Source organism: Bacteroides sp. 3_1_13 (assembly GCF_001185845.1).
GTDB classification, from domain to species: domain Bacteria; phylum Bacteroidota; class Bacteroidia; order Bacteroidales; family Bacteroidaceae; genus Bacteroides; species Bacteroides xylanisolvens.
The window spans coordinates 1933240-1949641 of record NZ_KQ236955.1 but is presented as its reverse complement, the minus strand read 5'-3'; the positions used below and the strand labels follow the sequence as shown (position 1 = coordinate 1949641).

Below are 16402 nucleotides of genomic sequence, written 5' to 3'. Positions count from 1 at the left end.
CACCCGGTCTACCAAATGAAAGTGTGTGCGGACACACCTAACCAAAGAAAACTCAAGTACAAGCTGGCATTATCCAACGCCACAAAAGTATCGCATTTGAATATATTGCACCCTATCGAATTGTTCGTTTTATCTAGTCTAAAAATTCAGATGACTTATTTTAATCACTTCACAGAGGGTTCGGAGGAGGTATTATGAGCTTTTCGGTATTGCGTAGGAGCAATATCAAAAAGTTCTTTAAAGCATTTATTGAAGTATTGAGGATTTCCAAATCCTAACCGGTAAGCAATATCCGATATATTCATTTCCGGAGAATTCTGCAGAAAATATGCCGCTTTTTTCAGACGCAGATTCATGATAAAATTATTTGGCGTACTTCCCGTGATACCTTTTATCTTCTGGAATAAGACAGTACGTCCCACCCCCATCTCACGTGAGAAGACATCTACACTGAATTCGGGATTTTCCATATTATCTTCCACTACCTGCGTCGCTTGTTCGATAAACCTCTGATCGAGTTCATTCGTTGCAATTTTCTCCGCTTTGCTGTCCAGCTGATGGGCATATTTATTCTGTAAAAGTCTGCGGGTATTAATCAGATTATTGCATTGCATCACCAGCCGCCGCATATTAAATGGCTTCACCACATAAATATCCGCTCCAATTCTCAATCCTTCCAACTCACGTTCGGGCGCACTAAGAGCAGTCAGAAGAACGACAGGTATATGACAGGTTTCAATATTGTTCTTAATTTTAGCACACAATTCCGTTCCGGGCATTCCGGGCATCATAATATCCGAAATAACCAGATCAGGTTGCATCATCTTTACTTTCTCATACCCTTCCTCACCATCACTTGCTGTTTCAACCGTGTACAATGGAGAAAAAATATCTACAAGGATATTTCTGATTTCTTCATTATCATCAATAACCAACAGCTTGCAGTCAGTAGTTCCACTCTCACTTTGAGCCGACTGTACCTCTTTAACCAATAGTTCTTTATCTTCCGAATAATAAATATATTCCTTATCCTGCTCCGGTTCAATCCGGGAAACAGAAGAATCAAAGTGAGCATCTCCTTTCTTCAGAGTGACCTTAAAACATGAACCTTTCCCCAACTGACTTTCTACAGTTATATCTCCCTGATGAGCTTTCACAATCCCCTGACTTAAAGCCAGCCCGATACCCGTTCCTCCATACTGTCCTATATTCTCGGCCTGATAGAACCGCTCGAATATCTTCACGTAATCTTCCTCGGATATTCCTGCCCCATTGTCTGAAACGGAAAACATACATTCATCCGCTCCATCAGCCAATTCCATACTGATACTTCCACCGTCTGAAGTATATTTAAAAGCATTCGACAGCAGGTTATTAACCACTTTCTGCAATTGCATACGATCTCCCCACACGAGGCATTGCTCACAGTCAGCATGCAAAACAAACGAAATATTCCTGTTAGCTGCCAATTCTTTGAACAATACATAATGCTCTTTAAGTAAAGAATATAAATCAAATTGAGAAACTTTCAATTTCAAAAGTCCCTGCTCCTGTTTCCGGAAATCAAGCAACTCCGTTATCAATGATTTCAGGTTACCGGCATTTTTATGTATATTCAGTAATTTCGAATAAGCATACGTAGACAACTTACCGGAATTCAACAACAGATCGACCTGCCCCAGGATAAGGGTAATAGGGGTTCTGATTTCGTGTGAGATATTAGTGAAAAAACGCAGTTTGGATTGGTTCATTTCTTCAATGTATTGTTTCTCACGAAGTTCAAAATCCAACGAGGTTTTCAAGAACAGCCGAATTCTATATTCTCTCACCACAAAGAATAGAATCGTCAGAATCACACACACATAAATAGTATAAGCCCACCAGGTGGCATAAAAAGGTGGTGTGATCGTTATATGAAGAGATCTGATTACTTCCGGAAAGTTCTTCAGTCTGATCTCAAAAACATAATCGCCCGGAGATATATTTGTATAGGTAATATCATTCCCCAAACGATTCTCACTCCATTCGTCATTAGAACCTATCAACCGGTATTCTACCTCACCACCGCCAATATGCAGAAAGTTATCTGTCGAGAAACCGATAGAAAACACATTCTGCAAATAATTCAATTTAATCCGGTCGGTATAGGCAAAGGACTTATTTAGGATGCCGGTTTGATCGCCTGTGGTAATCTCCTTATTATTGACATACAAATGAGCCAACTCCAAATCATATATTTTCGGAGGATAGGACAAACTACTTTCACGAATGGCAACCAGTCCGGTAGCTCCTCCCATATAAATATCATGATTGCGGGATACATGCATGGATTTCCTATTGACAAGAGTCAGCGGAAATCCTGTTTTAGAATTGAAATTTATCACTTTCCCGTCTTTCTGTTCCAACACAGACAATCCATGTCCGGTACCAATCAATAAATTCCCGGAAGGAGTTTCGCCCAACACTCTGATATTTTCTCCCGATAATACGCTTTCAGGAGTATGCAAACGAAACAAACGCTCTTTCTTATCCAACAAGAAAAGCCCGTTGCCATGTGTTCCGACCCAAATGTTTCCCTTTCGATCTTCATAGATGACATTGACCAGCTCTTTTTGAGATCTGACCTGCTTCTTCAGACTTATCCTATACGTTTCAAACCGTCCTTCATCAATCACATAAGCTACACAACCATCATCGGAAGCAAACCATAGCCGGTTTTTCGAATCAAGCAACAAAGTGTTATAATTATGTGTAAACAACTCCTTTTGATGAAACAACACTTCAGTTTTTAAGGTCTGTTTATCCAGACTAACAACTGCAGATGTTGTACCTACATACAATTTACGAGGAGTGTCGGCCAAGGCAAACAGAGCTTCTCCCACACTTTCCTCTCCGAGCGGTTCGAGGTCATATATATCATTCCGATAGTTATCAAGATGAAAACAGTTGACCTTGTTTGTAAAGTCAGCGGCAATCCACAAGCAGTTATTAGCCTCATCAAAAACGACATCTTTCAGATAATCCGTACTAAAATGATATCCGGTATGCGCATTAAAATGCTTGAATGTTCCTTGTTCCGGTTGATATAAATCCAGTCCTCCACCTTCTGTGCAAATCCATATATTTCCGGATTTATCTTCTGCCATAGCACCCACCACCGGAAAAGACAATCCGGTATCCGAAGCATGATAATGTACAAAATGTTGATATTCCGGTGAGAAGAAATTCACGCCGCCCCAATAGGTCCCCACCCAGACAGTTCCTTGTTTGTCCGTATAAAGAGAAGTCACCGAACGATTGGACATAGCCCCCACCCGGTTAGGATCCGCCTGATAATGAAATATTTTCCCGGTAGCCACCTCAATCTTACTCAATCCGCTTCTGTAACCTACCCATATATTCCCTTCCAAATCCTGACATAGCGCTCTTGCCATATCATCCCGGACCGTGTAAACACTCTTGTCGTTATAATCATAATGATGTATGACTGCACCTTGAGGTGAAAAACAGAAAACACCATGATCCTGCGAACCAACCCAAATATTCTGATCGTTACTTTTTATCAGTTTCATCACCTTGATTCCGGGCAAATACAGCGACATCGATCCACAAGTATCCACACGCATCACCCCGCCATCTTTCAAAGCAACCCAAAGATTTCCTTCCGAACCTTCTACCATTGTCGGCCCGGTGTCCGGCAAATGCACCTCCGCATACATGGGTTTCACGGAACGGGTATTCTTATCATATAAGAAGAGTTTTCCCCCTTCTGCAATCCACACTCCCAACTTTCCTTTGGCAAGAGTGGAAGGAGAAGACACCGGAAGAATATAATATTTCTCCGTTTCAAGGTCGAACTGGAAAAGTCCGGTAGAAGTCAAGAGAAAAAGACTCCCCTGGCCGTCCTCCACCATCTGGGTGACATATAGATTACCATAACTGATGGAATCGTTATGAAAATGATTAAAGACTTTAATATGATTGCCATCGAAACAATTCAGACCATCCAGTGTGGCAATCCATATACGCGACTTCTCATCCTGGCAAATATCGCTCACCGTTATTTGCGACAGTCCATCCTCCACACCCAATGTTCTGAACTTATATTCCTGTGATTGAAGAGGAAATATAAATCCTAAAAGAGATAACAGAATAAGAAAATGGATCTTAGATAGTTTTTGTCCGCGCATATCAAGAATGATGGTTTATAGCACATTATCTTCGCCACAAAAGTAACAGTTTTTATGATATTCCCAAAATCAGAGCCAAATAACTAATAGATATGGACTTCATCCTATTCATTCTTCCCGCCCGAACGAACGATACTCCAACGGAGTAAGTCCCGTACGTTTCTTGAAGAAAGAGAAAAAATATTCGGTTGACTGGAAACCTAGAAAAAAAGAAATCTCTTTTACTGACTGGGAAGTTCCCACCAGCATTTGTTTTGCTTTACGAAGTTTCAATTCCTGGAAATATTTAGCCGGAGCATAACCTGTATACTCCTTAAAAACACGTCGAAACCATGAATAACTAATATTGAGTCGCATAGCCAACTCTTCCGGGTCCACATTGCCGGAAACATTTTCATTCATAATGATTTTTGCCTGTTCGATCTTCTGATCCACATCACTCATCTCGAAAACCTTATTCTTGGAGACGGAAAGAATCATCCCTATCATGTGGAGCACAATCCCGGAAAGATATTGTTGCGCGGAAATCTTATCCGCTTCGGCTACGGCAAGAGCACGGGAGAATAATGAGACTAACTCTTCATTAAGGCCAATTTCCAGTATTTGCTGTTCCTGCGACAAAAAAGCATCATCAACAATGGCGTCTATCATAGGTCCCTCGAAACCGATATAATATTCCGTCCAACCAGTCTGCCGCAACGGGCGATAAGTATGCCATTGTCCGGGAAACAATACCATCAGCCGACCTTTACAAACTTGCTTTTCAGAGGTAGAATCAGATGAAAACAAACCACGCCCCTTGGTGATATATACCAATTGATACTCACGAAGCACTCTTCCTTTTTCTGCATTAAAGAAGTAACCGGAAGGATGCTCTTTCAACGGATAAGGTGAATCGGGAGGAATGGATTGATAGCCGACGGTATTTACCCACAGACCGAATTTACGATCCATGTCATTTACAATCAGATATTTAAATTCTAATCCTAAACTATTATCCTCGATCATACCAGTGTGTTTTCATGTAATTGAGTTGGACAAAAATAGGAATTATTTTCAGAAAAACACCACAGATTACACAGATTTACACAGATTTAATTCTTAAATATCGGCTTCCGATTAGAAAATAATCTGTGTAAATCTGTGTAATCTGTGGTGAAAAGAACTTCCGCAAAAACTAACTTTAGAAAGCTTTGCGATATAGAGCTTCGATATCTGCTACCGAAGTAGGACGAGGATTACCACCTGTGCAAACATCATTGAAAGCAGCTACAGCCAGTGCAGGAATATCTTCTTCCTTCACATTGATTTCATGTAATTTCTGCGGTATATTGATACTGGCAGAAAGTGCTTTCACTGCCTCAACAGCCGCTTTTACTCCCTCGGCTTCACTCATTCCGGTAGTGTCCACTCCCATTGCTTTCGCAATATGGATATATTTCGGAGCTGCCGGAGATTCAGCATTGTATTCCATCACATACGGCAACAATAAGGCATTGGCTACCCCATGAGGAGTATCATAGAACGCACCTAGCGGATGCGCCATCGAATGAACAATTCCTAAACCGACATTCGAGAATCCCATACCGGCAATATATTGTGCCTGTGACATAGCTTCGCGGGCTGCCACATCTTTACCATTATCCACAGCTGCTTTCAAGTTTTGAGCAATCATTTCAATGGCTTTCAATTCGAACATATCGCTCATTACCCAAGCACCCGGAGTGATATAACTTTCGATGGCATGAGTCAAAGCATCCATACCGGTAGCTGCAGTCAGTCCTTTTGGCATTGAGTACATCAGTTCAGGGTCTACGATAGCTACGGCAGGAATGTCGTTCGGGTCTACACAAACCATTTTCTTGCGGGCATCTTCATCAATAATCACATAATTGATCGTTACCTCCGCAGCTGTTCCGGCAGTAGTAGGCAGCGCGAAAGTAGGCACCGCTTTGTGTTTGGTATCGGCTACCCCTTCCAGAGATTTCACGTCTGCAAAATCCGGATTGTTCACAACAATACCGATTCCTTTGGCAGTATCGATGGAAGAACCGCCGCCCAAAGCAACGATAAAATCGGCTCCGGAAGCTTTGTATGCTGCCACACCGTTTTGTACATTTGCAATCGTAGGGTTCGCTTTTACATCACTATAAAGTTCGTAAGGAATCTGATTTTCATCAAATACTTTAATGATTTCGGCAGCTACACCAAACTTGATAAGATCTTTATCCGTTACAAAAAAGGCTTTCTTAAAGCCACGTCTGGCTGCTTCCACAGCAATGACACTACGGCATCCGGCACCGAAGTACGAAGTTTCGTTTAAAATAATGCGATTCATGGTTATCTATTTGTTTAAAGGGTTAACCGCAGCACCTTCCAGGGTAGAAAATGCCACGGTTTCTAAAGTAATTAAAATCAATGACTAGTATAAATCTTATTTAGGAAGATTGAAAGCTACTGACATTTCTTTCATCTGTTCCTGACTCATACCATCCGGTTCGAAGCCCATATTTTTAGCTGCGATATAAATCAGAGCCGACTTATTGAGTACATCAATCTGATCGAATGCCTGCATCGCATCGCAATCCACTGCAAATACACCATGTTTCTCCCACATCACCACATCGTAATCCTGCAATTCTTTGATGGTAGCTTCAGCCAATTCCACCGAGCTAGGTAATTTATAAGGAATGATACCCAAACCACGCGGGCAGAATGCCTTTGTTTCAGGGATCATACTCCACAACAGATTGGTAGCCACATCTTTTTCCAGAAATTTCGGACAATGTGTCATGGCAATCAGTTCAATCGGGTGTGTGTGTACAGATGCTTTATAAGGAGAGTTTTTGCTCAACAGGTCATTGTGTACGCTCAAGTGAGAAGGCAATTCCGATGTCGGGGCTACGGCTTCATCCGCAATAATCACATAGCTGGCACAGTCATCCAGAATACGGATTACCGAACCATTTTCCATCGGCCAGCGGGCTAAATCACGCATGCGTTTATTAGTTCCCTTGCAGTAGAAATAGCAGCCTTTCAGATAAGGAAGAGTCACACCGATAGATTTTACTTCGCTGATCGGCTTCATCTGACGGATTTCATCGTCTACAAACTCTGTGATATTAACAGTGATATTACCACCATTACGTTCAGCCCATCCTTTCTGCCACAAGTATCCGGCAACTTCTGCTACCTTGTTTACTTCTTTGGCAAGTGCCGGACGATTCTCTAAAATTGATTTCATTATATATATATTTTAATTAGGCACGGATTACATGGATTTTGCCGCAAGTTATAAAAAAACTGCGTAATCCGTGTAATCCGTTCTTGATTTTTTTAAAACAAATTTGGGAACACTAATGAGAAGATAAGTACGATCAGACCAGCTATCAGCACAGTTATGGTCTTGTTTGACACGCCTTTCCATTCTTTCAGAATAATTCCCCAAACATTACTAAATGTGACATTCAATGCCATCAAAATACACCAGGAGAAAGCCAACAATACCGGACTCTCCGTAAGGAAACTCTTACCCATTTCCAGTCCGAAGAACTGCATGTACCATAATACGCCAGCCAACGCACAAAAAACTAAATTATTGCCCCATACTTTTCCTTTAGCATAGTCACCCATCGATTTATTAGCCACATTCTGTTGCAGGCAGTAAACTGCATTTGTCAGGAACCCGCCAAATGTAACCAGGAAAATCACCGGGAGACCGGCGTAAAGTCCTTCCACTCCACCGGCTAAGGCAGCTTCCTTGATAGGTGTTCCTGCATCCAGTCCCAAAGCGAAGCAAGCACTCATGACACCGGCCAGGAGTGCAACCAGTAACCCTTTTGTCAATGCAAAGTCTTTTACAGCAGCACGTTTTTCTTCTTCGCTCATGTTTTGCGCACGCAAACTACCGGCATACCCGATAATAGCAATACCTGCCAACGTGATGCAAACACCCAACAAAAGAATCAGCCCGTTACCTTCAAACAAGTTTGTACCTGCAAAAAGAGCCGGAAGAAGGGTTCCGAAACCGGCACAAGTCCCTAATGAGATACTCTGTCCCAGTGCAACCCCCAAATAGCGCATGGAAAGTCCGAAAGTCAAACCTCCTACTCCCCACAATATACCATAAAAGATGCTCATTCCAGCACCTCCCGCTCCCCACAAGTCGAACAAACTGCTCTCTTGGGGTACACCCAGTAGTGAACCCAGAAACGGGAACACTAACCAGGCAAATACACCTTGTATTAACCAGAAGCTTTCCCAGCTCCATTCCTTTACCTTTTTAATAGGCACATAAGAACTGGACTGGCAAAAGCTACCGATGGCTATAATCAATAAGCCGATTAAAATATCCATAACTTATCGTTTAGAAGTTACTTCGGCTTCGTACTTTTCGATTTCTGCGATGAAATCTTCACCTACAGGAACATTATTCTTCAAGCAGAACATATCCCAAACTGCATTCCAAGGCAGCGCTTTTTCTTCTTCGAGCAAAGCCAGACGTTGGAATCCCTGTCCGTTTGCTTCGTATTCGCGCAACTTGGCAATCGGTTCGAGCAGAGCACGAGTCATACATTTCTGTGCAGCACGACTACCGATTACGTATGCACCGATACGGTTGATAGATGCATCGAAGTAGTCAAGACCATAATGTACACGGTCCAAAGCACCGCAGCGAACGATTTCGCTGAACAGTTCCATTGTCGGATCATCCATGATAGTAACATGGTCTGAATCCCAACGAACCGGACGGCTTACGTGCAACATCAATTCAGGTACATAAAGCAACAGTGAAGATACTTTATCAGCTACACTTTCTGTCGGATGGAAGTGACCGGTATCCAGCGTAATCATCTTGTTACGAGAAGCACCATAACCGATATAGAAGTCATTAGAACCCACTGTATAGCTTTCCAGACCGATACCGAACACCTTAGATTCGATACAATCCTTCATATTCTTATATTCGGTAGCAAAGATCTGATCCAAAGAATCTTTCAGCAATGCACGATATTTCATACGATTTACCGTAATATCCTTGCTTCCGTCATGTACCCAAAGATTCATGATACACGGATCCCCCTGTGCCTTACCCATTTCTTCTGCAACTGCACGACAACGTTTGGTATGTTCAATCCAGAACTGACGGATACCTTCATCAGGATTAGAAAGAGACAAGTCACCTGATTTCGGATGAGAGAAAGAGGTAGAGTTGAAGTCGAGCTTCATGTTATGTTCTTTACCCCATTCGATCCAGCTCTTGAAATGTTCCGGTTCTACCTGGTCACGGTCTACCACCTTACCTTGGAAATCTCCATAGATTTCGTGCAGGTTCAGACGATGAGTACCCGGAATATAAGAAGCAGCTTTCAAAATGTCAGCACGCAATTCATCAATATTACGAGCTTTGCCCGGATAATTACCGGTTGCCTGAATACCTCCGGTCAATGAGCCGGCCTGTACTTCAAATCCTGCAACGTCGTCAGCCTGCCAGCAGTGGAGTGACAGATGAAAATCCTGCATCGTTTTCAATACTTGTTCGGTGTCTACACCTACTGCTGCATAACGTTCTACAGCAATCTCATACGCTTTCTGAATCAGTTCTTCTTTTTTCATGATATTCTATTAGTTTAAATAAATGATTATTCTGTCGGTTGTTCAATGTATTATCGAACGCAATTCTTAAAATGGATATAAGCCGCGTCCCAAGCTTCCGTATCTTGCGGCTGATAAGTTTTCAACGGGATAGAGCGGTTGATTAACTGGCGCATACCGGCAACATCCGTTGCTTCACCTGCTGCCATTGCCTGAATCATTACATTACCGATAGCTGTCGCTTCGGACGGACCGGCTACCACAGGGATTCCTATCGCATTGGCAGTAAACTGGTTCAGCAAATCATTCCGGCTACCGCCGCCAATTACGTGCAATGTATCAATCGGACGAGGAGAAAGCGAACGTAAATTCTCCAATACCTGACGATAACGCAAAGCCAGACTTTCAAAAATACAACGCACCACTTGTCCACGTTTCTCGGGAACTGCTTGTCCGGTAGCCCGGCAATATTCAGCAATAGCTTTTTCCATGTCTGCAGGATTCGCGAAACAGTCATCATCCGGATTAATCAGACTACGGAACGGTTCACAAGCATCCGCCTCACTGATTAATTCAGGATAACTTGTATCTCCCCAATTCAGACGGCAACGTTCCAGCAACCACATTCCACAGATATTCTTCAATAGACGGATAGTTCCTTCCACACCACCTTCATTGGTAAAGTTCAACGCTTCCGTTTCGGCATTAATCACCGGAGCATCCGTTTCAACTCCCATCAGTGACCAGGTTCCGCTACTCAAATAAGCAAAGTTGCGATCCAATGCCGGAACGGCAGCAACAGCAGAACCGGTATCATGGCCGGCTACCGCAATCACAGGAATTGCACCCAGTCCGGTTATCTTTTGCACTTCTTCCGTCAATACTCCCACCTTTTCACCCGGGAATACAAAACGGCCGAAATTCTTCTCACTCAATCCTACCGCTTTCAGCAACTCCGGCTCCAAACGTCGTGTCTGTGCATTCACCAGCTGGGCTGTCGAAGCAATCGTATATTCCGTCACCATCTCTCCGGTAAGCATATAACTCAACGCATCCGGCATAAACAGAATTTTATCTGCCGCCTCCAACGCACTGTCGTGATTGCGACGTAAAGTATCTAATTGGAAAAGTGAATTAAAATTCATAATCTGAATACCCGTTTTACCATACACTTTGCTACGGGAAATACGGGAGAAAAGAGCATCCGGTGCTCCTACTGTATGCGGGTCACGATATGCATAAGGCTGGCGAAGCAAGTTACCGTCTTTTCCGACACATACAAAATCCACTCCCCAGGTATCGATACCGATAGAAGCAATGGATTCGCCACGATGAGCAACCAACTTCAATCCGTCAATAATGTGACGATATAATGCATAAATATCCCAATAGAAATGTCCACCTACTTCAATCAGGTGGTTAGGAAAACGATTAATCTCTTCCAGATTCAATCCGCCTTCAATGAAAGTTCCTAAGATTGTACGGCCGCTCGTTGCGCCCAGATCGACTGCAAAAAAGTTTTGTTTCATGGTATTCTGTCTATATATTTAAGGTATCCATTTACCTACATGGCAAAGATAGGCGATTCCCTCCTCCCTTTCCTTATGTATTTTGATTGAAAGGGTATACATTTTGACACAAAACAAAAAAGCAGGCTCTCACCGTTTAGCATATTTTTCACTTTTATGCAAAAAAACTTTGGTTTTATGCATATTTTCTCCGAAATAATGCATACTTTTGCGCCATTCTTAGAATAATTATACAATGAAGAAGAAAGCAAATCGGTTAGACGCCATCAAAATGATTATCTCAAGCAAGGAGGTCGGTTCGCAGGAAGAACTGTTGCAAGAGCTGAACCGCGAAGGCTTCGAACTGACACAGGCCACCCTCTCCCGCGACTTGAAACAATTGAAAGTAGCCAAGGCTGCCAGTATGAACGGGAAGTACGTATATGTACTGCCGAACAACATTATGTATAAACGTTCTACCGACCAGAGTGCCGGTGAAATGTTACGTAACAACGGATTTATCTCTTTGCAGTTTTCCGGTAACATTGCCGTTATCCGCACCCGTCCCGGTTATGCGAGCAGCATGGCGTATGACATCGACAACAATGAATTCAGTGAAATACTGGGAACCATTGCCGGTGACGATACAATCATGTTGGTGTTGCGTGAAGGAGTTGCCATCAGCAAAATACGTCAGCTTCTGTCACTCATCATTCCCAATATCGAATAATTATACCTATTATATAATAAAGAAATGGACACTCAACAAATAGATGTTATGGTAGCCGACGCCTCACATGAGGTTTACGTTGACACTATTTTGGAAACTATCAGAAATGCTGCCGCCGTACGAGGAACAGGAATTGCGGAACGCACACACGAATACGTAGCGACAAAGATGAAAGAAGGTAAGGCGATTATTGCTCTTTGTGGCGATACTTTTGCCGGATTCACCTACATCGAATCATGGGGAAACAAGCAGTATGTGGCTACTTCCGGTCTGATCGTTCATCCCGATTTCCGTGGATTAGGACTGGCAAAACGTATTAAACAAGCTTCTTTCCAACTGGCACGTCTCCGATGGCCGAAAGCAAAAATATTCAGTCTGACCTCCGGAGCAGCCGTCATGAAGATGAACACCGAACTGGGTTATGTGCCTGTCACCTTCAACGAACTGACAGACGACGAGGCGTTCTGGAAAGGATGCGAAGGATGTATCAACCATGATATTCTGGTAGCGAAAAACCGCAAGTTCTGCATCTGCACAGCCATGCTGTACGATCCGACAGAGCCGCGGAACATCAAAAAAGAACAAGAAAGAAATAACATTTAAAAGATACAGCACTATGGAAGAAAAGAAGAAAAAAGTAGTGGTGGCATTCAGCGGCGGACTGGACACATCGTTCACCGTCATGTACCTCGCCAAAGAAAAAGGTTACGAAGTATATGCAGCTTGTGCCAATACGGGTGGTTTCAGTGAAGAACAACTGAAAACAAACGAAGAAAACGCTTATAAACTGGGAGCAGTGAAATACGTGACGCTGGACGTTACCCAGGAATACTACGAAAAGAGCCTGAAATACATGGTTTTCGGAAATGTGCTGCGTAACGGTACTTATCCTATTTCTGTTAGTTCCGAACGTATTTTCCAGGCATTGGCCATCGCACGTTATGCCAACGAAATCGGTGCGGATGCCATCGCACACGGTTCTACCGGAGCAGGCAATGACCAGATCCGTTTCGACATGACTTTCCTCGTACTGGCTCCCAATGTAGAAATCATCACATTGACCCGTGACATGGCATTGAGCCGTCAGGAAGAAATTGATTATCTGAACAAACATGGTTTCAGCGCGGACTTCACCAAACTGAAATATTCTTATAATGTAGGTTTGTGGGGTACTTCTATCTGTGGTGGCGAAATCCTCGACTCCGCGCAAGGACTCCCGGAAACAGCCTACCTCAAACATGTTGAAAAAGAAGGCAGCGAACAGCTCCGCCTGACTTTCGAAAAAGGGGAACTGAAAGCTGTCAACGACGAGAAGTTTGACGACCCGATCAAAGCCATCCAGAAAGTGGAAGAGATTGGTGCAGCATACGGTATCGGCCGTGATATGCACGTGGGTGATACAATTATCGGTATCAAAGGCCGTGTAGGATTCGAAGCAGCCGCCCCGATGTTGATTATCGGCGCCCATCGCTTCCTCGAGAAATATACATTGAGCAAATGGCAGCAATACTGGAAAGACCAAGTAGCCAACTGGTACGGTATGTTCCTCCACGAAAGCCAATACCTCGAACCGGTGATGCGTGACATCGAAGCGATGTTGCAGGAAAGCCAGCGTAACGTAAACGGTACGGCTATCCTCGAGCTTCGTCCTCTCTCCTTCTCTACCGTAGGTGTAGAATCGGAAGATGATCTGGTGAAGACTAAATTCGGAGAATACGGTGAAATGCAGAAAGGCTGGACAGCCGAAGACGCCAAAGGCTTTATCAAAGTCACTTCTACTCCGCTACGTGTTTACTATAATAACCACAAAGACGAAGAGATATGATTAAAGCAGGAATCATTGGTGGCGCAGGATATACAGCAGGCGAATTAATCCGTCTGCTGCTCAACCATCCGGAAACTGAAATCGTATTTATCAACAGCAGCAGTAATGCCGGAAACAGAATTACCGACGTACACGAAGGCTTGTATGGAGAAACAGATCTAAGATTCACCGACCAGTTACCTCTGGACGAAATCGACGTTCTCTTTTTCTGCACTGCCCACGGCGACACAAAGAAATTCATGGAAAGTCACAACATACCGGAAGACCTGAAGATTATCGACCTCTCGATGGACTACCGCATTATGAGCGACGACCACGACTTTATCTACGGCCTGCCGGAACTGAACCGCCGCGCTACTTGTACGGCAAAGCACGTAGCCAATCCCGGCTGTTTTGCAACCTGCATCCAGCTCGGTTTGCTTCCGCTTGCCAAGAATCTGATGCTGACGGATGATGTAATGGTAAATGCCATTACAGGAAGTACGGGAGCCGGAGTGAAACCGGGTGCTACCAGTCATTTCAGTTGGAGAAACAACAATATGAGTGTGTACAAAGCATTCGAGCACCAGCATGTTCCGGAAATCAAGCAATCACTGAAACAGCTGCAAAACAGTTTCGATGCGGAGATCGACTTCATTCCATACCGTGGAGATTTCGCCCGTGGTATCTTTGCAACGATGGTAGTCAAAACCAAAGTAGCGCTGGAAGAAATCGTTCGTATGTACGAGGAATATTATGCAAAAGACTCCTTTGTACACATCGTAGACAAGAATATTGACTTGAAACAAGTCGTTAATACTAATAAGTGCCTGATACATCTGGAGAAACACGGTGACAAACTATTGATTATCTCTTGTATCGACAATTTGCTGAAAGGCGCCAGCGGACAAGCGGTTCATAACATGAACCTGATGTTCAATCTGGAAGAAACCGTAGGACTACGTCTGAAGCCTTCAGCGTTTTAATGAAGAATGAAGAACGAAGAATGAAGAATTGCCACAATAGAACAAATTCATTATTGAATACAAAAAGCTATTCATTTGCACTTCGAATTGTACAAATGACTAAATATCTTCGAGAAATGAAACAAGAGTTCATCCTCAGCAAACAAATTCTTCGTTCCGGCACTTCTATTGGAGCTTCAATTCGAGAATCCGAATTTGCCCAAAGCAATGCTGACTTCATTAATAAACTAAGTATATCATTAAAGGAAGCTAATGAAACCGACTATTGGTTGAATCTTTTAAAAGATTCAGATTATATCGATTCTAATGCTTTTAATAGTATGGAGATTGATTGTGGAGAACTCATAGCTCTGCTTGTTTCTTCAATCAAAACTGCCAAAAATAATCAAATGAACCATGAAGTAACCTAATTCTTCATTCTTCATTCTTAATTCTTCATTTAATTATTATGAAATTATTCGACGTATATCCTTTATATAACATCAACATTGTCAAGGGCGACGGTTGCAAGGTATGGGATGAGAACGGAACGGAATATCTGGATCTCTACGGAGGTCATGCCGTTATCTCTATCGGACATGCACACCCTCACTATACAGCAATGATAAGTAACCAGGTGGCTAAACTTGGTTTCTACTCAAACTCCGTCATCAACAAGCTCCAACAAGAGGTAGCCGAACGACTGGGCAAGATTTCCGGTTACGAAGACTACAGCCTGTTCCTGATTAACAGTGGAGCCGAAGCGAACGAAAACGCTTTGAAGCTGGCTTCCTTCTATAACGGACGTACCAAAATCGTATCTTTCAATAAGGCATTTCACGGACGGACGTCTCTGGCGGTAGAAGCGACTCACAATCCTTCCATTATCGCCCCTATCAACAATAACGGTCATGTCACCTATCTCCCGCTCAACGATATGGAAGCGATGAAGCAGGAATTATCTAAAGGAGACACATGCGCTGTTATCATTGAAGGAATACAAGGGGTAGGCGGTATCAAGGTACCGACCACCGAATTTATGCAGGAACTCCGCAAAGCTTGCAGCGAAACAGGAACGATCCTGATTCTCGATGAAATTCAAAGCGGATACGGGCGTAGCGGTAAATTCTTCGCCCATCAATATAATGACATCAAGCCGGACCTCATCACTGTAGCCAAAGGTATCGGCAACGGTTTCCCGATGGCAGGTGTCCTGATCAGCCCGATGTTTAAACCGGTATATGGTCAATTGGGAACTACCTTTGGCGGAAACCATCTGGCATGCTCGGCAGCACTCGCTGTGATGGACGTCATTGAGCAAGAAAATCTGATAGAAAACGCAAAGGTAGTAGGTAACTACTTACTGGAAGAACTGAAGAAATTCCCGCAAATAAAAGAGGTACGCGGACGCGGACTCATGATCGGACTCGAATTCGAAGAACCCATCAAAGAACTACGCAGCCGCCTCATCTATGACGAGCATGTATTTACCGGAGCAAGCGGTACGAATGTACTTCGCCTGTTACCTCCTCTCTGTCTTAGTATGGAGGAAGCAGAAGACTTCCTTGCCCGGTTCAAGAAAGTACTCTAATCGCTCATTTGATTAATAA

The 16402-nt window shown here is 43.3% G+C and carries 13 protein-coding genes; 6 read left to right on the top strand and 7 right to left on the bottom strand.

Features of this window, described 5'->3' with window-relative positions; translation table 11 throughout:
• Positions 1-164 precede the first annotated feature (164 nt).
• The 7 genes from HMPREF9009_RS06925 to rhaB form a co-directional block, all read right to left on the bottom strand.
• Complete coding sequence (locus HMPREF9009_RS06925) at positions 165-4190, bottom strand: hybrid sensor histidine kinase/response regulator transcription factor (RefSeq protein ID WP_049701778.1); 4026 nt, start codon at positions 4188-4190, stop codon at positions 165-167.
• Between the two features lie 108 nt (positions 4191-4298).
• Positions 4299-5198, bottom strand: a complete 900-nt coding sequence (locus HMPREF9009_RS06920) for an AraC family transcriptional regulator (protein ID WP_004310460.1) — start codon at positions 5196-5198, stop codon at positions 4299-4301.
• 175 nt (positions 5199-5373) lie between these two features.
• The gene (gene fucO, locus HMPREF9009_RS06915; protein WP_004299884.1) at positions 5374-6528 is read right to left on the bottom strand and encodes a lactaldehyde reductase; all 1155 of its coding nucleotides are present in this window, start codon (positions 6526-6528) and stop codon (positions 5374-5376) included.
• 96 nt (positions 6529-6624) lie between these two features.
• Positions 6625-7434: a rhamnulose-1-phosphate aldolase gene (gene rhaD / locus HMPREF9009_RS06910; protein ID WP_004299882.1), complete on the bottom strand. Its 810-nt coding sequence runs from the start codon at positions 7432-7434 to the stop codon at positions 6625-6627.
• A gap of 92 nt (positions 7435-7526) precedes the next feature.
• Complete coding sequence (gene rhaT, locus HMPREF9009_RS06905; protein ID WP_004304992.1) at positions 7527-8546, bottom strand: L-rhamnose/proton symporter RhaT; 1020 nt, start codon at positions 8544-8546, stop codon at positions 7527-7529.
• Between the two features lie 3 nt (positions 8547-8549).
• Positions 8550-9806 carry an L-rhamnose isomerase gene (locus HMPREF9009_RS06900; RefSeq protein ID WP_008018351.1) on the bottom strand — a complete coding sequence of 419 codons (1257 nt, stop codon included), beginning with the start codon at positions 9804-9806 and terminating at the stop codon, positions 8550-8552.
• 50 nt (positions 9807-9856) lie between these two features.
• Positions 9857-11314, bottom strand: coding sequence for a rhamnulokinase (rhaB, locus tag HMPREF9009_RS06895; RefSeq protein WP_049701777.1), 1458 nt, complete (start codon positions 11312-11314; stop codon positions 9857-9859).
• A 235-nt stretch (positions 11315-11549) separates the two neighbouring features.
• Here rhaB and HMPREF9009_RS06890 point away from each other — a divergent pair, with 235 nt between their 5' ends.
• Genes HMPREF9009_RS06890 through HMPREF9009_RS06865 form a run of 6 tightly spaced genes read left to right on the top strand, consistent with a single transcriptional unit; the run spans position 11550 to position 16383 of the window.
• The gene (locus HMPREF9009_RS06890) at positions 11550-12023 is read left to right on the top strand and encodes an arginine repressor (RefSeq protein ID WP_004310466.1); all 474 of its coding nucleotides are present in this window, start codon (positions 11550-11552) and stop codon (positions 12021-12023) included.
• Positions 12024-12047: 24 nt separating this feature from the next.
• Positions 12048-12626, top strand: a complete 579-nt coding sequence (locus tag HMPREF9009_RS06885; protein WP_004299851.1) for a GNAT family N-acetyltransferase — start codon at positions 12048-12050, stop codon at positions 12624-12626.
• Positions 12627-12639: 13 nt separating this feature from the next.
• Complete coding sequence (locus HMPREF9009_RS06880; RefSeq protein ID WP_004310468.1) at positions 12640-13848, top strand: argininosuccinate synthase; 1209 nt, start codon at positions 12640-12642, stop codon at positions 13846-13848.
• Entirely contained in the window at positions 13845-14813 is a 969-nt protein-coding gene (gene argC / locus HMPREF9009_RS06875) for an N-acetyl-gamma-glutamyl-phosphate reductase (protein WP_004313800.1), read from the top strand. The genes HMPREF9009_RS06880 and argC overlap by 4 nt, the downstream gene beginning before the upstream one ends.
• On the top strand, positions 14813-15223 hold the full coding sequence (locus tag HMPREF9009_RS06870; RefSeq protein WP_004310471.1) for a four helix bundle protein: 411 nt from the start codon (positions 14813-14815) through the stop codon (positions 15221-15223). The genes argC and HMPREF9009_RS06870 overlap by 1 nt, the downstream gene beginning before the upstream one ends.
• 38 nt (positions 15224-15261) lie before the next feature.
• Positions 15262-16383: an aspartate aminotransferase family protein gene (locus HMPREF9009_RS06865; RefSeq protein ID WP_049701776.1), complete on the top strand. Its 1122-nt coding sequence runs from the start codon at positions 15262-15264 to the stop codon at positions 16381-16383.
• Positions 16384-16402 lie beyond the last annotated feature (19 nt).